Source organism: Allomuricauda sp. MMSF_3307, from assembly GCF_030733585.1.
Classification (GTDB): domain Bacteria; phylum Bacteroidota; class Bacteroidia; order Flavobacteriales; family Flavobacteriaceae; genus Flagellimonas.
Genome location: NZ_JASHIQ010000001.1, coordinates 131,710 through 154,448 on the forward strand (window position 1 = coordinate 131,710; position 22,739 = coordinate 154,448).

26 protein-coding genes and 1 tRNA gene are annotated in these 22,739 nt (G+C 43.3%); 10 read left to right on the plus strand and 17 right to left on the minus strand.

Annotated features, from left to right (window positions below; all coding sequences use genetic code 11):
• Nucleotides 1–5 precede the first annotated feature (5 nt).
• The 3 genes from RBB12_RS00520 to RBB12_RS00530 all read right to left on the minus strand — a co-directional run bounded on the left by RBB12_RS00520 (nucleotide 6) and on the right by RBB12_RS00530 (nucleotide 3,474).
• On the minus strand, nucleotides 6–1,376 hold the full coding sequence (locus RBB12_RS00520; RefSeq protein ID WP_293290405.1) for a hypothetical protein: 1,371 nt from the start codon (nucleotides 1,374–1,376) through the stop codon (nucleotides 6–8).
• Nucleotides 1,377–1,479: 103 nt separating this feature from the next.
• On the minus strand, nucleotides 1,480–2,745 hold the full coding sequence (locus tag RBB12_RS00525; RefSeq protein WP_306012370.1) for a hypothetical protein: 1,266 nt from the start codon (nucleotides 2,743–2,745) through the stop codon (nucleotides 1,480–1,482).
• Nucleotides 2,746–3,474 carry a type III pantothenate kinase gene (locus RBB12_RS00530; RefSeq protein ID WP_306012371.1) on the minus strand — a complete coding sequence of 243 codons (729 nt, stop codon included), beginning with the start codon at nucleotides 3,472–3,474 and terminating at the stop codon, nucleotides 2,746–2,748.
• A gap of 102 nt (nucleotides 3,475–3,576) precedes the next feature.
• Between RBB12_RS00530 and RBB12_RS00535 the strand changes: the two genes are divergently transcribed.
• Nucleotides 3,577–3,649, plus strand: a tRNA-Phe gene (locus tag RBB12_RS00535).
• Nucleotides 3,650–3,827: 178 nt separating this feature from the next.
• On the opposite strand, the gene RBB12_RS00540 is transcribed toward RBB12_RS00535, so the two are convergent.
• From RBB12_RS00540 to RBB12_RS00575, 8 genes are all read right to left on the minus strand, one after another.
• Nucleotides 3,828–4,136: a helix-turn-helix domain-containing protein gene (locus RBB12_RS00540; protein ID WP_306012372.1), complete on the minus strand. Its 309-nt coding sequence runs from the start codon at nucleotides 4,134–4,136 to the stop codon at nucleotides 3,828–3,830.
• On the minus strand, nucleotides 4,120–4,461 hold the full coding sequence (locus RBB12_RS00545) for a type II toxin-antitoxin system RelE/ParE family toxin (RefSeq protein ID WP_306012373.1): 342 nt from the start codon (nucleotides 4,459–4,461) through the stop codon (nucleotides 4,120–4,122). Before RBB12_RS00545 ends, RBB12_RS00540 begins: the two co-directional genes overlap by 17 nt.
• Nucleotides 4,462–4,651: 190 nt before the next feature.
• Nucleotides 4,652–5,020, minus strand: coding sequence for a hypothetical protein (locus RBB12_RS00550; RefSeq protein ID WP_306012374.1), 369 nt, complete (start codon nucleotides 5,018–5,020; stop codon nucleotides 4,652–4,654).
• Between the two features lie 149 nt (nucleotides 5,021–5,169).
• A complete protein-coding gene (locus tag RBB12_RS00555) occupies nucleotides 5,170–5,460 on the minus strand; it encodes a helix-turn-helix domain-containing protein (RefSeq protein ID WP_179385736.1) in 291 nt (96 codons plus the stop codon).
• A gap of 1 nt (nucleotide 5,461) precedes the next feature.
• Nucleotides 5,462–5,806, minus strand: a complete 345-nt coding sequence (locus tag RBB12_RS00560; RefSeq protein ID WP_306012375.1) for a type II toxin-antitoxin system RelE/ParE family toxin — start codon at nucleotides 5,804–5,806, stop codon at nucleotides 5,462–5,464.
• Nucleotides 5,807–6,014: 208 nt separating this feature from the next.
• Nucleotides 6,015–6,566, minus strand: coding sequence for an SRPBCC domain-containing protein (locus RBB12_RS00565; RefSeq protein WP_306012376.1), 552 nt, complete (start codon nucleotides 6,564–6,566; stop codon nucleotides 6,015–6,017).
• A gap of 177 nt (nucleotides 6,567–6,743) precedes the next feature.
• Complete coding sequence (locus RBB12_RS00570; RefSeq protein WP_306012377.1) at nucleotides 6,744–8,135, minus strand: serine/threonine-protein kinase; 1,392 nt, start codon at nucleotides 8,133–8,135, stop codon at nucleotides 6,744–6,746.
• Nucleotides 8,136–8,246: 111 nt separating this feature from the next.
• Nucleotides 8,247–8,483 carry a helix-turn-helix domain-containing protein gene (locus RBB12_RS00575; protein ID WP_306012378.1) on the minus strand — a complete coding sequence of 79 codons (237 nt, stop codon included), beginning with the start codon at nucleotides 8,481–8,483 and terminating at the stop codon, nucleotides 8,247–8,249.
• A gap of 62 nt (nucleotides 8,484–8,545) precedes the next feature.
• Here RBB12_RS00575 and RBB12_RS00580 point away from each other — a divergent pair, with 62 nt between their 5' ends.
• A complete protein-coding gene (locus tag RBB12_RS00580; protein ID WP_306012379.1) occupies nucleotides 8,546–9,031 on the plus strand; it encodes a hypothetical protein in 486 nt (161 codons plus the stop codon).
• Here the strand turns inward: RBB12_RS00580 and RBB12_RS00585 are convergent, their stop codons facing one another.
• Together RBB12_RS00585 and RBB12_RS00590 are read right to left on the minus strand one after the other, a co-directional pair.
• A complete protein-coding gene (locus RBB12_RS00585; RefSeq protein WP_306012380.1) occupies nucleotides 9,032–9,481 on the minus strand; it encodes a cupin domain-containing protein in 450 nt (149 codons plus the stop codon).
• 54 nt (nucleotides 9,482–9,535) lie between these two features.
• Nucleotides 9,536–11,866, minus strand: a complete 2,331-nt coding sequence (locus RBB12_RS00590; RefSeq protein ID WP_306012381.1) for a DUF5916 domain-containing protein — start codon at nucleotides 11,864–11,866, stop codon at nucleotides 9,536–9,538.
• Nucleotides 11,867–11,904: 38 nt separating this feature from the next.
• Here RBB12_RS00590 and RBB12_RS00595 point away from each other — a divergent pair, with 38 nt between their 5' ends.
• Nucleotides 11,905–12,813, plus strand: a complete 909-nt coding sequence (locus tag RBB12_RS00595; protein ID WP_306012382.1) for an AraC family transcriptional regulator — start codon at nucleotides 11,905–11,907, stop codon at nucleotides 12,811–12,813.
• An 18-nt stretch (nucleotides 12,814–12,831) separates the two neighbouring features.
• Here the strand turns inward: RBB12_RS00595 and RBB12_RS00600 are convergent, their stop codons facing one another.
• Nucleotides 12,832–13,869, minus strand: coding sequence for an AraC family transcriptional regulator (locus RBB12_RS00600; RefSeq protein WP_306012383.1), 1,038 nt, complete (start codon nucleotides 13,867–13,869; stop codon nucleotides 12,832–12,834).
• Nucleotides 13,870–14,060: 191 nt separating this feature from the next.
• Between RBB12_RS00600 and RBB12_RS00605 the strand changes: the two genes are divergently transcribed.
• The 6 genes from RBB12_RS00605 to RBB12_RS00630 all read left to right on the plus strand — a co-directional run bounded on the left by RBB12_RS00605 (nucleotide 14,061) and on the right by RBB12_RS00630 (nucleotide 18,286).
• Entirely contained in the window at nucleotides 14,061–14,756 is a 696-nt protein-coding gene (locus tag RBB12_RS00605; protein ID WP_306012384.1) for an SOS response-associated peptidase family protein, read from the plus strand.
• Between the two features lie 172 nt (nucleotides 14,757–14,928).
• On the plus strand, nucleotides 14,929–15,090 hold the full coding sequence (locus RBB12_RS00610) for a DUF1328 family protein (RefSeq protein ID WP_179382879.1): 162 nt from the start codon (nucleotides 14,929–14,931) through the stop codon (nucleotides 15,088–15,090).
• Between the two features lie 39 nt (nucleotides 15,091–15,129).
• On the plus strand, nucleotides 15,130–15,369 hold the full coding sequence (locus tag RBB12_RS00615) for a hypothetical protein (protein ID WP_179382880.1): 240 nt from the start codon (nucleotides 15,130–15,132) through the stop codon (nucleotides 15,367–15,369).
• Nucleotides 15,370–15,505: 136 nt separating this feature from the next.
• Nucleotides 15,506–16,927, plus strand: a complete 1,422-nt coding sequence (gene cls / locus RBB12_RS00620; protein ID WP_306012385.1) for a cardiolipin synthase — start codon at nucleotides 15,506–15,508, stop codon at nucleotides 16,925–16,927.
• A 90-nt stretch (nucleotides 16,928–17,017) separates the two neighbouring features.
• Nucleotides 17,018–17,482 carry a hypothetical protein gene (locus RBB12_RS00625; protein ID WP_179382882.1) on the plus strand — a complete coding sequence of 155 codons (465 nt, stop codon included), beginning with the start codon at nucleotides 17,018–17,020 and terminating at the stop codon, nucleotides 17,480–17,482.
• 171 nt (nucleotides 17,483–17,653) lie between these two features.
• Entirely contained in the window at nucleotides 17,654–18,286 is a 633-nt protein-coding gene (locus RBB12_RS00630; protein ID WP_306012386.1) for a hypothetical protein, read from the plus strand.
• Here RBB12_RS00630 and RBB12_RS00635 read toward each other — a convergent pair.
• Nucleotides 18,281–19,804, minus strand: coding sequence for a GH3 auxin-responsive promoter family protein (locus RBB12_RS00635; protein ID WP_306012387.1), 1,524 nt, complete (start codon nucleotides 19,802–19,804; stop codon nucleotides 18,281–18,283). The two genes, RBB12_RS00630 and RBB12_RS00635, sit on opposite strands and share 6 nt — an antisense overlap.
• Nucleotides 19,805–19,886: 82 nt before the next feature.
• On the minus strand, nucleotides 19,887–20,183 hold the full coding sequence (locus tag RBB12_RS00640; protein ID WP_306012388.1) for a hypothetical protein: 297 nt from the start codon (nucleotides 20,181–20,183) through the stop codon (nucleotides 19,887–19,889).
• Nucleotides 20,184–20,476: 293 nt separating this feature from the next.
• Here RBB12_RS00640 and RBB12_RS00645 point away from each other — a divergent pair, with 293 nt between their 5' ends.
• Nucleotides 20,477–20,704 carry a hypothetical protein gene (locus RBB12_RS00645; RefSeq protein ID WP_179382887.1) on the plus strand — a complete coding sequence of 76 codons (228 nt, stop codon included), beginning with the start codon at nucleotides 20,477–20,479 and terminating at the stop codon, nucleotides 20,702–20,704.
• A 483-nt stretch (nucleotides 20,705–21,187) separates the two neighbouring features.
• Here RBB12_RS00645 and RBB12_RS00650 read toward each other — a convergent pair whose 3' ends face one another.
• The gene (locus RBB12_RS00650) at nucleotides 21,188–22,708 is read right to left on the minus strand and encodes a pyruvate kinase (RefSeq protein ID WP_306012389.1); all 1,521 of its coding nucleotides are present in this window, start codon (nucleotides 22,706–22,708) and stop codon (nucleotides 21,188–21,190) included.
• Nucleotides 22,709–22,739 lie beyond the last annotated feature (31 nt).

Below are 22,739 nucleotides of genomic sequence, written 5' to 3' on the forward strand. Positions count from 1 at the left end.
TTTCACTACAAATTCGGTACCGTAACACTACCGCCTACCCAACAGCTAAAGGAAATGGTCTTACCAGCCATACCGGAGCTAAAGATCATCTCTTTGGATGGGGCCTTGGCCTCATAACTTGCGGCTGCTTGGCTTGCGCGTCCGCTCAATGCAGGATCCACAGTGGCCGCTTTTCTGGCCATGCTTGCAGCTTTCCAGTAGATAGCTCTTTTCTCGAACGGAGTGCTTCCGCAATCGTTGGCACTGTTTCCATAGAGGTTGGCAATCAACAAATAGGCTTTACCGTTTGCTGGATTGGCATCTATGGATTTTAAAGCATAGCTTCTGGCTTGTGAAGAACTGCTCCTTCTAACCGTAGTTGCAATCTTGTATAGGATTTCCGATTTTTTGTATGAATCGGTCTCCAACTCTACCGCCTTGTTAAAGTCGGCAAGGGCTCCGTTCATATCACCGGATTTCTGCTTCAATACACCACCGTACATGTAGGCATCTGCAGAAGGATCCAAAGCCAACTGGGCCTCGAACAATTTTCTAAACATAGGGTCGTCCGTACATTCTTTGGAGAACATTCTTCCTACCGCACGCTTAACCCACTTTACATCGCCTTTCTTTTCATCAAAGCTTTTTTCGTAAAGAGGAATTAGGTTATCACAATCTGCAAGTGCACCCAATTTGGAATCTACACTGCTGGCCACTTTACCGTAAGATTCTGAGTTCACGGTAGCTGCACGCAGCATTCTCTTTTCTTTGGAGGTCAAAGTTCCCAAAGAATCCTTAGGAAGAAGCTTGGTTACAACATCGGTCAACTGCTTATTTTCTTCCTCGATTTTTCCTGTTACATCATCATAGGTGTTGAATACATCTTGAAGATCTTTTTTACCTGCATCGTGCAAGTCTACCAAACTGGAGAAGTACAGGTACAATGCCCTTGGGTTCTTAAAGTTGGCTTGATCTTCTTGGAATGCCTTGTCCAACATATTGAACAATTCTTCATCGGAAGCCATTTTGTTTTCGTACATCAACAATACCTTATCAATAGCAACTCCCGCCTTGGTGTAGTTGGTAGGGAAGTACTTAAGACTGTTATCGTACAACGCTAAAAGATCTTTGATATAAGCATCCTTCTCGGCTCCAGTAGAGCTTTCGATCTTGGCTTTTAGGATTCTTTCCCCATAGGAAAAGTTTGCCTTGTTGATATCTGGACAGCTTTCATACACCATTTTCCATGGTTCGTAAGCTGCATCATAATTTTTAACCTTTACGTGTTCTGCGTAAATCGACAGATTGGTCATACACTCGGGGTTCTGTGCTTGGGCCATACTTAATCCCGTCAACATGGTGACCGCTATCATTGTTAAGTAGTGTCTCTTTTTCATCTTTCTAATTTTAAAGCTGTTAAAGTACAAATTTTCATTAAAAAATCCTTTTATGGGACCTTTTATGGGTGGTTATTTATTAATTTTTCAAAAAAACGGCCTATCAATCTATTTTTCTTCTCAAGAACCATCTATCATTTAAGGATAAGCCCAAATTGATTTTGAAATAACTTTCTTCCACCAAGTTCTGATCCGTGGTGCCTCGTCTTCCCAACTCAAACCCAAGGTTCAAATTGGAGAAACTTCCACCCAACGGTAAACCAAGTCCAAAAGTTATGCCAAAATTGTTTATCTCTTTGTTATTGACGGTCATCCCGGTCACATCGTACCGAAGTCCAGCACGGTAGGTCACCCGATTAAAGTAACCGTTGAGCGCCCTGTATTCGGGCACCCAGTAACCTCCCAAGGCGTAGCTGCTCGCGTCATTATAGGTTACGTTGTCCAAGCCCAAGAAAGCGTTCTCGAACTTGCTCATTTGCTGAAAGCTGTACTCTGCCCCCACAAACCATTTTTTATCTTCTCCATACCCCAATCCCAAAGTGGTCCGAGTAGGTATCTTGATTTCGGTATTTCTGAGGTTGGATGCATCAAGGTTGACATCCACAACCTCTACGTTGTTTCCGTTGGCAATGGAAAACGAGCCAAGTGTCTCCGTATTCTTTGACACCAAGTTCCCTTGGGTATTGACCAGAACCGAAGTATATAAGGTGTATTTATCCTTTATGGTAGGGGTATAATTAAGAGCGTATTTAAAGTCGTAGCCGTTTATTCTGGATTCCCGATCGTCCAAGGTGCCAAACTGTACTCCTTCCACGCTTTGGATCCTTTGGTATTCCAGCGTTCCGAAATTGTAGTTGATGGTAGCGCCCAAGCTTACATTTTTGATCGGCTCAAAACCAATGGAGGCATACAAACGATTCAATCCGCCCGAGCCCTCATAAAAATTGGTGACTTCCGCTTCGTTGCTGTTCTGGGCTATGGAGTTTAAGGTGTAGCCCACAGAGGAGTATGGCATAATTCCAAAACCGAAGCCTGCATTCCGCGCTATGGGAAATCCTATGGATAGGTAATCCAAATTGGTCACCGAGGTGTTCTGTTCTTCCGTAAAGGTTTTTAGGCGGTATTCTTTATGGGAAAGTCCCGCGGTGTAGGCGGTCAATCGCAATTTGGAATAGGCCGCGGGATTGCCCAGATTGATATGGATACTGTCCCCGTACAAGCTCAATCCACCCATCATTTGGGTATCCACTGCCCCGTTGTCGCGTTGGTCGCCAATACCGAAGTACGAATAGGGCGAAATGGTTCCATTTTGTGCGAACAGACCATGGGCAGCCACGCAGAAAAAAGCGATCAGAATTCTTTTAATCATTCAGTTTGTATTGTATTCCAGTAGGCAGTTGAGCCCCTCCAAGAGAAATTTGGAGTTGGCAAATATGGTGTTTTTTAGCCTTTTGGCAAAAAAATGGTAGTCCCCGCCTGTTAAAATAACTGTTAAATCTTGAAAACGAGACCGATATTGCCCGATCACCCCATCCACTTCCTGCGCCACACCATTGATCACCCCGCTGTGCATGCAAGATTCGGTGGAATTGCCCACAAAGTCCAGCAGCTCCCCGGGCTGGAGCAGCGGTAGGCCGGCAGTTTGGTTGTGCATGGCGTTGTAGCGCATACGGATTCCCGGCGAAATGGCACCTCCCACATATTCCCCGGCATTGTTCACCATATCGTAGGTGATGCAGGTACCGGCATCGATCACCAAGGTATTGCCGCGCGGGTTTTGATGATAGGCGGCCGCGGCCAGGGCCAATCGGTCCACGCCCAAGGTATGTGGGGTAGCGTAGCTATTTTTAAAGGGAACCTTTGAGGCACTGGTAAGCACGTGCACCTTGCAGAACAGGGCGACCACATCGCGCTCCTTACGGTCCAGTTTGCCTACCGACGAAAGTATGGCATTGTTGATCTGTGGATATTGCTCAAACAATTCCTTGATCTTGGAAAGGAACAGCCCCGACTCGGAAGACTGATCGTGCACGATGCTATCGTTTTTAAAAACAGCATATTTGATAAGGGTGTTGCCTATGTCGATCACCAAATTCATATTGCAAAGATCGGGAATTGGAAAAAATGAACACCTTTTTTTCGGGTTTTTGTTTGTATATCCTAATTTTGAAATTATATTTGCACCCGCTTAATACAGCATGGTACCTTAGCTCAGTTGGTAGAGCAACGGACTGAAAATCCGTGTGTCCCTGGTTCGATTCCTGGAGGTACCACAAAGTGGAAGCTACGAAAAGCCCGTCCTATTTGGATGGGCTTTTGTTTTGGCACAAAACGGAATCGAAGTTTATACTGAGCAAAAAACAACGGTTTTTGCCCGAAATGCTGCTCTATTGGGAGTTGAGGGTTAAACCCGACTTGTTTATTAAACCGGTTGTTTTTTGGCAAAGTGATTTATTCAAACCGGATTGAAATGTCCAAATGCCCTCCCAATCCATCGTTGATTATTCGTTGTAATGTCGAAAATCGGATGTCCTTTAAATTTCTTTCCAATTTTGATATGTAGGACTTGTTTGTTCCAGCCAATTCAGCCAATTGTTCTTGGGTAAGCCCCTTGTCCTCTCTTGCTTGTTGAATTAAAACTCCCAATTTGAAAGCGTCATATTCCGTTTCAAATTCCTCACGTTTTTCGGTTCCTCTCTTGCCAATTTTTTCATCGACAAATTGGTCAAGACTTTTAAGATTCTTATTCTTTGCTTTCATAGTACTCTTTTTTTATTTGTTCGGCTTTTTCGATCTGTTGTTTAGGGGTCTTTTGGGTCTTCTTTTGGAATCCGTTACCGATGACCACTAGATTGTCCAAGTCGAAAAAGCAAAAAATCCTAAAAATATTATTTCCCACTTGAACTCTTATTTCGTAAAGTCCAGTCGTATTTTTTAGGTGTTTTAAATAAACTTCGGGAATGCGGTCCAGTTCCTCAATAACCTTTAAGGTCCAAATTATTTTCTTTTTTACCTTATAGGTTTGGCTCTCATAAAATTCCTCAAAATAATCCTTGAAGAAATACAGTTCCCGTTTTTTGTTCATTCAACAAAAGTACAAAAAAGTTGTCCAATTGGACAACTTTTGCATTTTTTAAGAACCAGTTCAGTGGCCCAACTTAATTTCCCTAAGTGAATTTTATTTTCGCGAAGCGCAGCTGAAACCAGTATTGTCCTATTGGGAGTTGAGGGTTAACCCGACTTGCTTTTTAACTCAGTTCTTTACTATGGTTTTCTTAATACACTGGCCCCGTAAACTGCATTAAAACCGTATCCTTCTTTATTTCACAAATTACCTTTCTGTCTAAAGAACCACCGTTGGTATAATATCCGCCGCCTGTCTGTTCCTTTTTGCCATTTTCCCGCTCAAAAATTAATCCATAAGCACCATCACCTTTCTGGTTGTTCGTCATATCAAGAAATTCTACAACGGATTCGTTGGGTTTGATTTTTTCGATTTCCAGTTTCGTTTTATCGTCAGAAGAGAAAGTTACGTTATGGATGGCTTCGCCAGAGGTGTTTTTGATTTCCACAAGTATTCCGTTTTTACCCAAATGGCAGGAACTTATCATCAGCAATACCAGTATGGTAATCAGTTTTTTCATAGTGTGTAAAAAGGTCTAGATATAATTTGTCGCCTCACTTTCTTCTTCGTTCAGCCTAGCTGAAGCCAGAAATATCCACATCTAAGATTAAACCTGCCTATCAGCAGGCAGGAATCATTGGTTGTGGAGCGTATTACAAAACTGCTCTTTTAGATTTCAATTGATATTTTCACCTTTCCCCCTAGTCCTTTCTCCACTATATCGTAGAGTGTTTTTAGCGTAAGATTGCTTCCGTTGTTTTCCACACGCGAAATGTAGGTCCGCTTTTTGTCCACAAGTTCCCCCAATTGTTCTTGGGTAAGGTTTTTTTCCTCACGTGCCTTACGCAACAAAAGTCCGATTTTAAAGGACTCAAAGTCCCTTTCCAGTTCATCCCTGCGTTCAGTTCCCCTTTCTCCGTACACGGTATCCTTAATATCCTTCCAACTTTTTGTATCCATTTTATTTTCTTTTGTCTTCATAGTATGAGTGCATTAGTCCTACTGCTTTGTCGATTTCCTTTTGCGGGGTTTTCTGCGACTTTTTGGCAAATCCGTTTAAGAGGATTACCAATTTTCCTTTGTCAAAAAAGCAGAATACTCTCCAAATATTCGAGCCGAGTTTAATTCGGGCTTCGTACAGTCCTTTAGTGCCCGTTATGGCCTTTAGGTAATTGGAGGGAACCCTCTCATAGGTTTCAATTATTTCGATGACCTTGAATATTTTGTCCTGCACCTTGGTTGGCTGCTGTAAAAGGAACTCTTCGAAATAGTTTTTGTACTGGATTACCTCCCGGACCTTTTCCACAAAACAAATGTAACTTAAAAGTTACATATTATAAAATTTTCTTCGGATTTGGTGGTTGCAAGGGTATAGATTAAAAAGGCCTCGAAAATAATTTCGTTACCTCATTTTCTTCTTCGTTTAGCGCGGCCGAAGCCAGTCCCAAACCATGGGGAAATATGGGGTAAACCGACTTGCTTTTTAAGTCAATTCTTTGTTGGCTCCGTTGTTTTTATTCGTTTTCCAAATAAGCAATTAAATTCATTAAGGTCTTTTCATTAGCAGGAATGAAATAGTCCATTAATGACAGATATTTCGGGTTGTTTTTATATCCAATACCGAATGACTTAATATTGGTATGTCCATTTTCCAACTCGTCAAAATATATCACATTGTAAAAATCCTTCGCATCATCTTTCATAAATTCAGGGAAGTTGTCGGCTATTTCCGATTGTAGGGTCAACAGTCTTTTCGGTACGTAATTGATAATGTGTGTAACAATGGTCGTGCTGTCACCAATTTTTCCTTGTTCGTTGTAATTTGTTTTAATGTATCCGCCAACTTTTAGGTCAACTTCTGCAAGAGGTACAGCCCAGTTTTCCCATCCTCTTTTTGTTGTGTATGCATTCCACACCGAATCAATAGAAGCCTTTACCGTCAATTCTTGTATTAGTACCAATTCTGGTGTTTTTGTTGAATCAATTTTCGATATAACTCTTTTCTCTTGTCCAAATGTGAGTGTGGTCAGAAATATCAAGCAAAGGATGAATAACACGTTTTTCATATCAGTCAATTTATTTAGTAGGTGTTTTTCAAATTGCAGGTAACGGTTACGGGTATGAAACGTAGGGCATTTCGGAGCTGCGTACTTGTCCACCGAGAAAGACTTTGTTAAGAGCCGAAAACTTGCGGAAACCACTGTCCGCCCTATGTTTTATACCCATTGTTGGCGGTAGTATTTTTATTTTAAAAGGTCATTCAACCAGTCTTCATTTTCTTTGTCTCTCCGTTCTTTTTCTGCTTGCTTATGGTCAAGTGCTGCTTTCTTTGCATCAACAAGAGTAGGATGTAAGTCATTGTCAGCGGACTGGTCAGCTATTTCACTGTATAGTTCAATTTCTTCATTCAAAACTTGTGCAATATGACCAGCTACTTCGTCATTCTTGATTTTTCTTAATAGGTGATTAAAGGTATCCATGGCATTGAACCTATTACACCAAACAGCCGCACGGAGGGTATTTCTTATTGCGATTGCCATAAAGTCAATTCTCTCAGTACTTTCAAAAACAGCAGACATTTTTGATGCTACCGTTTCGGCATACGAGAAGTCCACAAAATTATTCTTGAAATATTCAGATAGTTTTTCTGTGTACAGATTAAGTATTGGTTCGAACCTTTCCGAGTATTCCTTGGATAAGACTTTTACGATTTGATTTGGGATTTTATCAAAGTAGTCAATGAATAAATCTGTGTCTTCCTTATTATTACCAAGTAAATCAAGTAACTCGGCACAAAGGTCTTCACGATATAGACCGCTGTCGAGTAGTTTCTTTATTTCTAAAATCTTATTCTCCAGAGCATCCTTTGGGTTCTGTTTCGGGTTGAGTGACTTTTCATAACTTTTAATTGCTTGCAGAAAATCGCTTACGGTTTGAAATCTATCATCAGGATCTGGCGATGTTGCTTTCTGAATTATATAGGCAAGACCTGATGGGATCTTTTTAGAATTGATTAGATAAGGGTAATCAGAAGTGAACATCTCATAAAAACACTTTCCGAGTTGAAATACGTCCGTTCTTGCATCTGAATTTTTGGCTTCAAATTGTTCAGGAGCATGATATCCAAAAGTTCCCAAAAAGTCATTTGAAGAAGTATGAGTTGAGCTGTCTCGTTTCTCAAATTTTGCTAATCCAAAATCTGCAATTTTTATATTACCGTCAGACATAATAAGCGCATTTCTAGGCTTAATATCTCTATGGAATTTACCTGAATTGTGTAATGCCGAAACTCCCTTGCAAATTGGCTCAAATAGCTTTATTACTTTACTGAAGTCTCCTTGAATATTTCCAATTACGTCATGGACGCTAGCCCTTGCTAAAGGCATCACGAAGTAAGGCGGGAGGTTTTCAAGATTGGTATCAATTATTTCAATAACATTTTGGTGTTTAGTTTCTGAGGCTATTCTTACTTCACGTTTAAATCGTTTAATAGCTTTTTCATTTGTGTCCTTACAATATTTTAGTGCGACTAGATTACCTGTTGTGGTGTCTCTTGCTCTTAGAACACATCCCATTCCACCTTCTCCAATTTCATCTTCAATTAGGTAGTGGTCTATTTTGTCTCCAACGTTCATTTTGTGTGTTTTATATTACCGCCAACTTGTTTATATGGATGTAAAATACATCTATATACACCAAATTAAGCATAAAATAGATGATTGGCAGTTGTTTTTACTTTTTAAAGCTCAATCCTTAAAATCAAAAAGTTGGGAAATATTCACTTCCATGGCCATAGCTAAAGTGACCAGTGTTTTTAAAGTTATATTGGTTCTTCCATTCTCGATTCTGGATATGGTGGTCTTATCGTAATCGCATATAGAGGCAACATCCAATTGGGATAACTCTTTGCTCTCCCTGACCTCCTTAATGCGGTGACCTAACTTTTTTTGGTAGGTGAGTAATATTTCGTTGTTGATTGACATTTATGTCAATATTAGTTTCTATATTCACAGATTGAGTAAACATATATGTCAACTGTATAGCGATGAAAAATTCACCTACAACATCAAATAAAGTGGATAAACCAAATCCCAACCCCTCACAAACCATCACGGATTTCCTCCACCACAGCACCCACACCCAATTGCAGATTACCTTTGCATCGCTCAACATCTGCAATTCGCAACACGGAAAACTGCTGCAGCGCCTGCCTAGCCGGCAGGGCCGTATCGGGTTTCAAAAATTGTCCCCGCAGCTGCTCCAATTGGATATTATGGACAGTCTGGTGTTCCGGTTTTCCGTTCAGTGCCACATACCCCAAACCACCAACCTCAACGATATGGGGCCGCTCTCCCTGCCCCGCCCCTTGGACCAAGGCAGCCTATATGTGGATGAAGAAAAACTGGTGCTATCCTTTAGGATAGATGCCCCCGACCCGCAGCTCCGGATACAGGTTACGCATACCTACCAAGGCATACACCGCCTGGAGAAGTTTTGCACCCCGCTTTGCGGGCATGCCACTAAGGTGTAGTTAGTTGTTGTATTGGGCATCGGAAACGGGCTCCATCCATTCCACGATTCCTTTTTCGGTGTTGGGAATCACATAAATGTGCGACATGCCCTCATCCTTGGATGCCCCGTGCCAATGCTTGGTATTTGGCGGACATTTTACCACATCGCCCTTTGTAATGATTTCCTTCGGCTGCCCCTCGATCTGATGATAGCCGGTACCATCGATCACGATCAATAGTTGCCCCGCCGGGTGGGAATGCCAATGGCTCCTCGCCCCAGCTTCAAAATACACATTGCCCGCCAAGGTGGTGTAGATAGAATCGGCCTGTACCAAACCATACGGATAGGCGTTGCCGGTAAAAAATTCAGCTGGGCCCTTTTGCCCCTTCGGGAAAATGGCATCTTGGGCGTTTCCGGTTGTGGCGAAGCACAGTGCGCCCAAAAGCGCTATCAAGGTCATTTTTTTCATTGCTATCGTGTTTTAGTTGTTGTTTTATCTCATTCAAACCACCCTTGGCCCAACTTATAGGTTCAACCAATAGGTGAGCTTTAAGTTAATGGAACGGAACCGGGGCGCAAAGGTTCCCGTAAAATAATTGTCGTTGTACACCAAAAACAGGTCCGATAAGGGAGCAAAACGCCATTGCAAGCGCGAATTGATGCCAAAATTGTCCCGCTGATTGCTGTATTGGATCAAAGTGTTCCAAAATATGGACTTGCTAAAAGTGATTTCGGTACGGGCAATGCCCAACCAAATATCGGCATCGTTATAGGGTTCTGGCAGTCGAATACCATCGTAATTGACGCCCACGCTAATGTTGGCCCACGGCTGAAAGCGATAGCCCACTTGTCCGCCAAAGGAGTACTGCTCCCCGTTAAAAAACTGTCCGATCGAGGTATTGCCCGAAAATGTGAACAGTTTGGACGGGTTGGATGCGTATTCGGCGTTGTACTGCGTAAAGCTGTACCCCCGGTTTCCGGATAGTGGGGTAGCGCCCGGCGTTCGGGTCGGGTCAAAGTCGTTGGTAAGAAAAATATAATCGTGCTGTACGTTATTGGAAAAGGTGGACTGGTTGGTAAAATTGACTTCCCACGTAGCGCGGTAGAAATAATCGGTGTTCTTAAAATCGAGGTTCACCCTCCAAAAGTTGACGCCCAACAGTTGGAAACTGTGGTTACTGATCTTGGAATCCCTCGGATAAAACCGTCGTGTGGCCGAAAGGCCATTTTTAAAAATATCGGTTCGTGGCACAAAGCCCAAATCGGCTCGGTACTCTTCATCCACATACACAAAATCGGTTACAAACCGCCAGTCCCTATCGTCGTAGTTCACCCGGGCCTGAGCCGAAAAGTTGCCTTCGCTGTCCCCCGGTTGAAAGGATTTGTGCACAAAGAAATTCCCGGTCCAAATGTTATCTGCCGAAGCCAAATCATAGTCCAGCCCAATGACCCGATTGTAGCGTTCGTTCGGGTTGAGGGATTCATCGGTGTCCAACGTTTGGCGGTTCACCCAAAAGAAGCCCAAATTGGAGCGGGAGAACACTTTCTTTTGAAACGCCAACATCATATTGTTGTATGAAGGAATCCTGTTGGCATCATCTGCGGCCGATTGCAGGTTCAAAAAGCCCAGTCGCCATGTGGAATTGAGTTTTCCGCTCAAACGTACCCCGCCCAGCAATCTGTTTTCAATGAGATTGCCCAAGGTATCGCGCACCAAGCCGATACGTCTTGAGAAAAAAGGAATATTGTCCAAGGTGTTCCCGTAGTTCGCAAAAAGGTCGTTATTGTCGATAAAGAACTGGCGCCGTTCCGGCAATCGTATTTCAAAGCGCGTCAGGTTGGTAAACACATCATCGACCTCCACATTACTAAAATCGGGGTTAATGGTGACATCCAAATTCATCCCGTCGCTAACGGCCACTTTCGCATCCACCCCTGTCTTAAAATCCTGTTGTTCGGTATCGGCGGCATAATCCTGCTGCGCCAGCGTATTGATGTAGGGAATCAAGAAAAATGGGCTCCGCGAGCGTCCCAAGGGTCGTTCAAAGTTCAACTGCCCCATGTAGGCCAAACTGGATAGGGTCTGGTTTTGCGGAATCTGGGTCCATGTGGTCTGTTCGTTGCTTTGGATATTCCAGCGGTAGGCCCGAAAACGCCAAGAAGTGGAACCCTCGATAAATTTTAAGGAGGTGAAAGGTATCGCGATTTCCACGGTGTAATGGTCGTTGTACCGTTGGGCTTCGGCCTGCCACTTGATGTCCCAGGTATTGTTGAAATTTTCCCCACCTTCGGCCACTAGCCCCTCACGGCGCACACCGTAGGGGGTCACACCAAAAAAGAAGGCCGTGGTCGCATCGCTGAAGGTATCGAAGAGGAAGGAGATGTTATCGTTGGTGGTTCCTCCAAAATCCCGGCGAAGGGACGATACGACGTAGTCGCCATTGGCTGCCTCGGCCCGAACGCCCAAATACAGGGTAGTTTCGGAAAAGACCACTTTAAAGGATGTGGCGTGTTTAGCGGGTAACGAATCGGTTGGGAAGTACTGCACAAAATCGGAACCGGTTTCGGCCATTTCCCAAAAAGCTTCGTCCAATTTGCCATCCAACACCACTTCTTCGGTGATGAATTTGGCGCCGATCTGTTTGGTGGTATTTTGGGCAAAGCCCGAATACGGAACGAGCATAAAAAGGCCAAAAATCAACCATAATACGGGGTGACAGTGCTTCATCATCATCGTTTTTCCATTGATGTGACCAAAAATACGCTCCGACCCAGTGAAAAATCGTACCAGAATTACAGATGTTCCTACCAATATTACAGATTGTTCACGCCCATTTGAAATACTGGTAATCAATAGCTTATATTTAATGCGTAATTGATAGGGTTAGAACCATGGAAAAGATTTTACACATACGGACTGTTAACGATTACTTCAAGTGGCGCGATGCCGAATTATTGCACCCCTTGGTCAGTATTTTGGATTATTCCACGCTAAATCTGGACCAGTATTCCTACAAGGGCTATGAGGGCATCCATTGGGGCTGCTACGGCGTTTTTTTAAAGGATAGCAAGCATTGTAAGATCAAATATGGCGGTAGGGACTATGACTATGACGAGGGAACCTTGGTGTTTGTGGGTGCCGACCAAACCGTACAGCTCACCCAAGATGCCAATTACGTGCCCAAAGGGTATGCGCTGGTGTTCCATCCCGACCTTTTTCTGGGCTCGGACCTTGCCAACAAAATGTCGTCCTACTCCTATTTTTCCTATGCCGTAAACGAGGCGCTCCATTTATCCACTAAAGAGCGTAGAATTATTTTGAGCCTGTTGGATAAGATTCAATTTGAACTGGAACAAAACCTGGACAAACACAGTAAAAAGCTCATTGTTTCCAATATTGAGCTGCTGTTGGATTATTGCCTCAGGTTTTATGATCGCCAGTTCTTGACCCGTGAAATTCCACATCAAAATTCCCTAAACAAGTTTGAATCTTTGTTGAGCGACTATTTTACTTCGGGAAAACCTTTAAAATACGGATTGCCCACGGTAGGGTACTTTGCCGACCAATTGCATTTGTCCAGCAATTATTTTGGTGACTTGATCAAAAAAGAGACCGGAAAATCCGCCCAGGAATACATCCAGACCAAACTTATCGATGTAGCCAAAGAGAAGGTCTTCGACCCGAACAAATCGGTAAGCGAAATCGCGTATGAGCTCGGCTTTAAATACCCCCAACATTTTAGTCGCATGTTCAAGCAGCAGGTTGGGCATTCACCCAAAGCGTTCCGCAACTTAAATTAACAGACCTTCAGAGCTGCATCAACCTACAGTCTGTGCGCTCTTTTTACTATTTTTGAATTCGCTTGGGCTTAGGCCGTACTTTTCCTTAAAAATCTTGGAAAAATAGCTCCTACTGGTAAACCCGATGGAGTAGACCACTTCGGAGATGTTCATTTCGGTGGTGGCAATGTAGTCGCGGGCCAGTTCCAATCGCGCATGGCGAATATACTCCGTCACCGTTTTGTTGTAGAGCAACTTAAAGCCTTCTTGCAGTTTGGCCTGCGTTAGTCCCGTTTCCGCAGAAATGTCTTCCAACGAAAAATCTTGGGAAATGTTCTTCTCTATTTTTTTGACGTAGTTGCGAATGGTCTTCAGCTCCCGCTTTAGCAGACTGGTCTGCGGTCGTTTGTTCAGTACCTCCTTGTTGTGCTGGATCATGTGCATGGACAATATCTGATACACGTAGCCCTCGATCATCATAATGCGGATCATGCCCTTGGCCTTGATTGCGCGCATCTTGGTGACCACCTCCGCCATTTTTAGGTTGTACGAGCCGTAGTAGGCAAACACCTTTTCCTGGTCGCTATCCAAAAACACCTTGTACAGCTGTTGGTTGAGCTCCTCGCCCTGGTTGAGCCTTTTGCGCAAAAATGGCTTCCGGCGCACTTGGATGACGGTTTGGGAAATTTTGATGTCCTTCGGGAAGTACCTGTCGGTGATGCCACCATCCCTGTTGGTCAAAATCACGGACTGGAACTGCTCCATGATTTTGATCTCATCATCGGGCTGGTACCCGAATTTGTGTCCGCAATAACCTTCCAAACAATAGTAAAAACTGATGGGATTGAAGTTGGAGGTGTCCACCTCAATGATCACCTCTTCGGCAAAGGTAATGTCCAGTTCCAACAGGCTTACCCCCCAATCGAAGGTAATAAAACGTATGCTCCCTTCGGCCTTATCGTTGGAAACCTCCAAAACATACTGTCCCCAGCGCTCCTTGATTTCGCCTCCGATGACATCTCTTATCTGCTCCACCGATTCCGCGGTGTCCTGAGCATCCACTTTGATTTTGATCATTAAAATCTCCTACTAATTTGTTTATTCTTGGTCTAAGACTATAAATATAGGGTTTGTTGTCCGTTGGTCAGCCATGGCCGCTTGGCTTTATCATAGTTTTAATAAAAAAATGAAAAGCAATACAAATAATTTGATTTGAGTTAACCATTGCCTGCTTTTTAAATTTACTTGATAACCTATTACTGGAGACTATGATTTACAAGCTTTCAAATGACGCAGGAAAAGAGGAGATAGAACAGGAGTTTGGAATTCCTTTCCGATATCCAAACCTATACACCCCAAACCCCATTATTAACGGATTTCACGAAATCAACCTCAGTGTGGTGACCATAGAGGAGCCCAACCGCATCTCATTGGCCATTTGGGGGCTGATGCCTCAGGATTTCAAAGAAGACTGGCATATATTTCAGGACAATGCCAATACCCTCAACGTAAAGGTGAGCGAACTGGAAGACATCGACTGGATGCAGGAATCCTTTGAACAGCGCCGCTGCTTGATCATAGTGACGGGTTTTTATACCCACCTTTTGGAAAACGGAAATACCTGTAGTTTTTACATACATCAAGCCAACAACAGGCCTTTCTACCTTGCAGGCACCTATAATACCTTGAACGATGGCTTTTTGTGCACCGCTCTTATGGTGGACAAAACGGATACCTTCCTCACCAAATACCACAACATTAGCAATCTGTGCCCCGTCATCATCCCCAAAGCCATGGCGATGGACTGGCTAAACCAAAAGGCTACCCCATCGGAGCTGGAAGAAATCATCCAAAAGCCAAAAGATGTGAAACTGAAAGCCAAACGGCTATCCAATGAGTTTTTTTTGAACCATATCACTTCCGACACCCAACACCTACCCCTTATCACAAATTCGCAGGACTAACACGGTCATTTGAAAGCATTACCACCTCTTTTTTTAAAGATGATGTGATTCCTATTTTGCTTTTGAGTTAACATAAACACCGAAAACGACAAGCTACGGACAAAAGGCAAGCGATATTTGTAATGTACTGATTAAGAGTTGATCAGGCTATAATTTAAACACTACTATTATTATGTTACGTTGGACAGTCACTTTTGTTATTTTGGCCATCATAGCGGGTATTTTCGGATTTGGCGGAATCGCCGCCGGAGCTGCAAGCATCGCCAAAATATTATTTTTCATTTTTATTGTCCTGTTTATCATTTCACTGATAACCGGAAGAAAAAGACTATAGAACACCCACAATAATCATTAACCTTAAAACAGAGAACCCATGAAAAAGACGATAAGTGTATTTGCCCTGATGCTAGCTACCGTGCTTACTTTGAGTATGACCAGCTGCAGGGAAACAAAAGAAGATAAGGCCGAAGAGGCCGTAGAAGATGTGAAGGAAGGCGTTGAGGATGCCGCCGAAGAGGTGGAAGACGCAGCGGAAGATGTTGGAGACGACATTGAAGATGCTGCCGAAGAAGTGGAAGACTCCATTGAGGACGCCACTGACGATTCCCAATAGACTTCACAAATTAAAAAGTACAAACTCTGGCAAAGATTTGCCAGAGTTTTTTGTTGGCACCTATTTTATTATAGGGATGGCATGGCTTTACCATAAAACGTTGCTACCTTAGAACATCTAAACACTACCATTTTTTTTGAAGACTGTCCTCACCATCCTCTATATCGTAACTTCCGTTTGGGCCATTGGCGCCATCATTTACCACGGAAGAAGGCCTTCGCGTTCCATTAGTTGGGCATTGGCCATTATTACCTTGCCCTTTCTTGGGGCACTCCTCTATTACCTTTTTGGTGTGAACCGCCGAAAGTTCCGCTTTTTTAATCCCAAGGAATTTGAAAAACGCAAAAAATATGGATTACCGGAATCTCCCTTAAAAGAAGACCATCGCACCCATTTCGAGAACGACATCAGAAAACAGCGCCTCAGTCGGCTTATCCATTCCAGTTGCAATACCACGGCGACCTCTGGAAACAAAGTTTCCGTGTTGCAGGATGGCGGCGAAACCTTTAATGTGCTGTTCAATGCCATGGAAAAGGCCAAAAGGTTCATCCACATTCAATATTATATTTTGGAACAGGGCCAGCTCTTGGACAAAATGTTGGATTTGTTGAAGCGGAAAATTGATCAGGGGGTAGAGGTACGCATCATTTACGATTCCTTGGGAAGCTATCAATTACGGGGCCGTCCCAGAAAAAAATTTCAGGATATCGGGGTAAAGATCTACCCCATCATGCCCATCCGAATAACCAACCTGCTGTTCTCGCTCAACTTTAGGAACCATAGGAAAATTGTCATCATCGACAACCAAGTGGCCTTTACGGGAGGCGTGAATGTATCAGACAAATACATCAAACGGGAGGATGGACTGGGCAAATGGAAGGACGTCCACTTGCAATTGGAAGGGCCAGTGGTCAACGACCTGCACATGGTGTTTCTAAAGGACTACTTTTTTGCCAGCAACAAGGAAAATTTTCATATCTCCGATTATCTGTTCGAACAGGAACAAATGGACGGAGCGGATGCCCAAGTGGTGGCCGGAGGACCGGATTCCATGTATCCCACCATCATGCACCAGTACATCGGCATGATGAACCAAGCCCAAAAATCCATTTGCATTGCCAATCCCTATTTTGTTCCTGGAGAGGCTTTCTTGGAAAGTTTGAAGATTGTGGCCTTGGAAGGTGTAAAAATCCGTTTGCTGGTACCCAAAAAATCCGATTCCCAGGCAGCAAAATTTGCGATGTTCTCCCATTTTGAGGAACTGCTGCAAGTGGGCATCGATATTTATTTGCGGGACGACTTTTCGCATAGCAAGATCATGATCGTAGACGACGACTTGGTATCCATCGGTTCTGGAAATTTCGACATACGCAGCTTTGAGCTCAATTATGAAACCAATGTGCTCCTGTACGACGAGCGCATCAACGCCGAAATGACCCAAGAGTTCCAAAAACTCTGCGATAAGGCTGAGTTGGTCACCTTGGAGCGCTTCAAGAACAGGGGCATATGGCTAAGGTTCCTCGAAGGACTCTTCAAGTTCTTTAAACCCCTCATTTAATAGGCCCAATAGGTATTTGGAGCAAACATTAAATGGTTTACGGCAAGCCAAAACAGGGACAAATCTACCTTTGTGTCAAAATAAACAATGATGAAAAATTTAATCTTACTTTTATTTTTAGCAGGAACAACAGCCATGAGTGCCCAGAGCATCTCAAAGAACGCCTTGGGTGTCCGATTGGGCGATAACGACGGTTTTGGAGGTGAAATCTCCTATCAGCGTTACCTAAAAGCAAACAACAGACTGGAATTTGACCTCGGTTGGAGAGACTCCAACAATGTGGAAGCCTTTAAATTGGTAGGTCTCTATCAATGGGTGATGCCCATAGATGGCGGTTTTAACTGGTACGTAGGTGCCGGTGGTGGTCTTGGTTCCTTTGATGCCGGTGAGAACGATGGAACTTTTGCCCTTGTGGCCGGTGACATCGGTATAGAGTATAATTTTGAAATACCACTGCTCATCTCACTCGATATGAGACCGGAACTTGGATTCAACGACAATTATTCCGATGACCTTGACCTTGATATCGCCCTTGGTCTGCGATACCAGTTTTAGGTAAAAAAAGAATCTAAATAAAAAGCTGTCTAAAGAGCCTGCTACCTGTCAGTTCGAGCGCAGTCGAGAACTTAACAGACATGGATTGTCATAAGGTTTCGACTGCGCTCAACCTGACAAAGTTCAAATATTACCGCTCTTTAGACAGCATCTTTTTAAGCCCAGTTCATTTTGAAGAGAAAATTCCTTTCCATTTTTCTTGTATTCATCGTACTATTTTTTGTAATCATTATTTTGAAGGAACCCAAAAACAGTATACCCGACAACATAAAAGATGAAGTAAACATCGCCTTGGAACATTTTCCAGAGCTTGAAGGCATTCCCATAACCTTTAAGTTTAAAAAAAACATCAAAAAATCGGTGATGCAGGCACAGCCTACGTGGAGCGGACTTGTAAAACCGAGAAGCAAACGAAGCTATGTGATTCTGATCAGCGAACGGTTCAAGATTTCCGGTGAAGAATATAAAACAGTGGATGTGCCCAAAGATGTTTTGATCGGTTGGTTGGGCCATGAGCTCGGCCATGTGATGGATTATCAAGAGCGGGGCAATCTCAACCTCATTGGTTTTGGCATTCGCTATGTGCTTTTAAAAGAGTTTGTGAAGCAAGCAGAGCGTGCCGCAGATTCTTTTGCCGTAGCTAGGGGAATGTCCGAATACATCCTCAAGACGAAACGTTTTATACTCAACAATTCCGACATCGATGAAACGTACAAGACCCGAATCAAACAATATTATCTATCCCCGGATGAAATTATGGAAATGGTCAAACAACAGGATTCTGTCGACAATGGCCTATTATGATTGATTAGCGACAAATTCCTCCCATTCCTTAAAGCGCTCCTCTCCCATTACGCGCTCCATTTTTACCTGACCACCTTTCTTTTTGTTGGCCCCGTTCCATTCGGCAAACATTTGTTGGGGCACAAAGGTGACCTTAACGCCTTCCAAAGCTTTGCTTCGGGCTACCTTGTAGTTTTTATTGGCTTCCTTTAAGTAAGCGTCCAACACGGCCGCAGTTTTTTCCTCATCCAGATTTTTATTGGACCCCAAATACCAGGAATGGTAAAATCCATCGTCAAAGCGTTTGGCGCAAAGTGTGTACTCTGGCACCTTGATATTGAGTTCCTCTTCCAAATGTTTCACAGCATCGTTCAACTTGTTCACCGAAAGCTGGGAACCCACGGTATTCAGGAAGAATTTAGTTCGACCCGTAATTTTGATTTCGGCTCTTTCCACATCCGTAAAGGCTATGGTATCGCCAATAATGTACCTCCATGCGCCCGATACCGTGGAAATGATCAATACATAATCTACCTCCTTTACCACTTTATCAAGGGTAATGGAAGGGGCATTATCGGTCAATGATCCATCCTGATTAACGTATTCCGGTTCAAATGGGACAAATTCAAAATAGACCCCATTGTCAGTAATCAATTTCATGGCCGTAGTCTCCGGACGGTTCTGGCAGGCAAAGAACCCTTCGGAAGCCAAATAGGTATCGATAATCTGAATAGGATGGCCCAATAGGGCGTTGAAACTTTTTTCGTAGGGCTCAAAAGCCACTCCTCCGGAAGTATAGGCCTGTAAATTGGGCCAAATCTCATGAATATGCTCCGCATTGTGGTAATCAATGACTTTTTTGAGCATCAATTCCATCCAAGAGGGAATGCCACTAAGGGCGCCAATGTCCCAATTTTTCGCGTTTTTGGCAATGGAAAGCACCCGTTCGTCCCAATCATCAATTTGGGCAATCTTGTCCCCGGGCTTGTAGTATTTTTTAAACCAAAATGGAATGTTGCTGGCACTTATGCCGCTAATTTCCCCTTCTTTTTTACCATTGCGTTCCTGCAGGTTGGTGGAGCTGCCCAACATCATGATTTCCTTCTCGAAAAAATCCGCTGGCATATCAAAATTGCTCATGGCGAAAACCTGTTGCCGTCCTGCCCGTGTAATGGAGTCCAACATATCTTTGGTTACTGGAATTCGCTTGGAAGTCTTACCTGTGGTGCCCGAAGACAGCGCAAAAAAATCGGGACTTCCGGGCCAAGTCACATTGGGCTCGCCCTCAATGGTCTTGCTCCACCATTCCTTAGTAATTTTGTTGTAGTCGTGGTAAGGAATTTTCTCTGAAAAGGTCTTTTGGATGTCATCGGAGGTAAGGATGGTTGCAAAATCGTACTGCCTTCCAAAATCGGTATCCTTAGCTTTTTCCAGCAAATCCCGGAGTACTTTTTTTTGGTCTTCAACAGGGTCTGTTTCCCTACTGAGGGCATCCTTTGCCTCAATAACACCTTTGATAATGTTTCCTATGATTGCCATATGGGTAATTTCTTTATGTAAAATTACCGATATACCTGCATTGGGGTGTTCTCAATCCGTTTTTTGATTGACTGGAAAGATCTTAGAAATGAGCTGTCGCCAAAAGGGATGGCAAAGGTTCTTGCACATTTGGCGCTTTGGGCTGAACGAGCTTATCCGAAATTTTGGAATAGAGCGGTTCGGGAGTTTCTGGGTGAACGGAAACCTTTCCATTGGAAGCATCAATTTGAATCCCGACCAAAGAAAGGTAATTCATCAGGTGTTCTGCCTCTTTGATGAGTATCTTTACCACCTGAAGGCGGACCGCATATTCCAAATTGATCCTACTTTCGTGGTTGAGGAAAGTTTTGTTTTCCGTATGTTTCCAGATAATTTCCAATTACTTCTTTTGATGCAAAAATAGCCCAAATAATATGTAGTTTACAATTACGAAACGTTAAATTAACATACAACGGGGCTTTAGTGGAGAAAACCTGATTTTTTACACATCCTCCTTTATCTCCAGTATCAGGAAAACAGGTCGCTTCCAGACCATTTTTAGAATTTTTCAACACTTCCCCCACCCATCTTCTTAATGTTTTCATAAATATGGAAATCAAATGGTTGCATAGGCAAAAAGTATAAAACTAACTCTTATATTTAGCCGATTGCGAATAATTTTAAAAACAAAAAATGACCCAGGATTTATTACAACAGGCGGAAGAATTTGAGAAAAGGCCCATGAGCCACATGTCCACCAGCGATAGGGTTAAGGCCTCAAGGGAAGCAAAAAGCTTGATTCTTTCCATTAACGAGATCTACAAAAAGACTAAGGATTCCAAATTAATGGAAATCATGAAGAATATTACGGCCAAGAAGCGTAAAATCGAAAAACGACTTAAAGGTTCGCCCTTGGCTTAACATCTACTTTCAAAAGTATACGGAAGGATGTTTCTCCATCCTGCGATAAACATCCTTCCCAAGATTCCAACCTTCTTCTTCCAATTGACATAACAGTTTGTTTTTCAGCGGAAAAATCCAGCTTTCGCCCAACTATCTTCATGTCAAAATCCATCACTTTTCCATTTACATAACTTTTACCACCAGTTATGGTGATATTAGGGCAACCGATATAATTCTACATGGGAATTGGCTTAGTTTTGAATAATTTAGAGGTGTAGTTTTAACTCAACTAAATAAACAAACACGCTGAAAAATGAACACTATAGAAGCAAAGTTGGGATACCTTTTTTGGTACGCCGTAATTGCACTATCCGTCTACTCCCTTTTAAGAAGTATCTACTTTTACATTAGTTAACTATACTAAACACTAACGCATCCCTTAAAATTCATCTGCAGTTAGTTAGTAATGTGTCTTGGGGCTCCTGTCCAGGTGCCCTTTTTTTATTTCCACTCCATTTTGGGCAGCATAACCTCTTTCTTATCATGGGAGCTCTCCATGGTCTGCATCACCTCATCCAAAAAAGAGATGGCCTCAATAATATGCGGGCCTTTGTTCAACATAACACATTCGGCTTGTACGGAAGAAGCTAAATCGGTAATCTCAGATCTCGACGGCATTCCTTTTTTGGCCAAACCCTCCAATACTTGTGTGGCCCATACCACAGGAATATGTGCCGCGCCGCAGAACGATAAAATACCTTCCTGTACGGCACCCATATTTTTCCATCCTACTTCAAGGGCCAGGTCGCCACGAGCTATCATAATGCCCAAACGTTTGCGCTGCATTGCGGCAATAAGGATATTGATCAGGTTTTTATAGGCCAAATGGGTCTCTATTTTCAAAATAAGTCCCAACTCATCATTTGCACCCAACTTTTTGAGTTCCAAAAGCAGATCATTCACATCTTTTTCGTCGTTTACAAAGGAATAGTTGACCATATCCGCATATTGTGTCACAAACCTTAAATCTTCACGATCTTTTTCCGTGAGTCCCGAAATCCCCAAATCCAATGTGGGCAAATTGATTCCTTTCTCCCCTTTCAGTTTTGCTCCACCTGGCTTGGTACGCGTAATTTTTACCACAAAGGAATCCACATGTTTTTGGATAACTTCTCCTTCAATTTTTCCGTCATCGAATAAAATGGGGGCTCCAGTTTCTACCCGATCTACGATTATGGCGGGGATGCATCCGATGCTGGCAGGTTGAAGCTGTTTTCCATTTCCATCGAAGGTGGGTAGGGCAACCTCTTTTTCGTTTCCGGTCACGATGAGTTCATCGCCAGAGTGCACCCGGATATAGGGTTCTTTCGGGATATTGCCCTGTTTATGGTCGCGAATAACCATCGGCCCAGTCCTTATTTTTGGACCGGCCAAATCCATGGCTATCGTTACATGGCTGGAATTCTCATTGGCAGCCCTTCGGACGTGGTCAATTATGGCTTTCCATACGTCGGGGCCATCGTGGGCGCAATTGATGCGGGCACAATCCATCCCATTTTTCACCATTTGGAGCACCAAATCATAGTCTGTTGCCGCTTCGGTTGGTTGTGTCACCATAATACGCACCCTGCGTTCCCTAGTGTTCAGCCCGAATAGTGCTTCCGTATGCTTCTGTAGCAACAAGGCCCCATCGCCAATGTTCAAAAACTCATTTTTGGTAAGGTCGGGGCTCCTGCCCAACAAGCTATTCACAATGATTTTTAAGTTGAGAAGACTGCCCAGTATATTGCCCTCTGCATTGGCAAGCCGGGTCAGGCCCAGTTGTTTGAGGCCCTTTTGCATTTTTCGCGCATCAAAACTCCGAAAGGAAGTATAATGGAGCAGATTTCTGGCACTGGAGCTATACATATCGCATACACCCTTGGTCAATCCATGGCCATCCATTTCATGCTGATGGATCCTGTCAATGACGGCATCAATTTGCTCTGCCATTTTTTCCAGTAGTTCCCGAGTAATGCCCATAACGCCATGATTGACCACAAAGATGATCGAG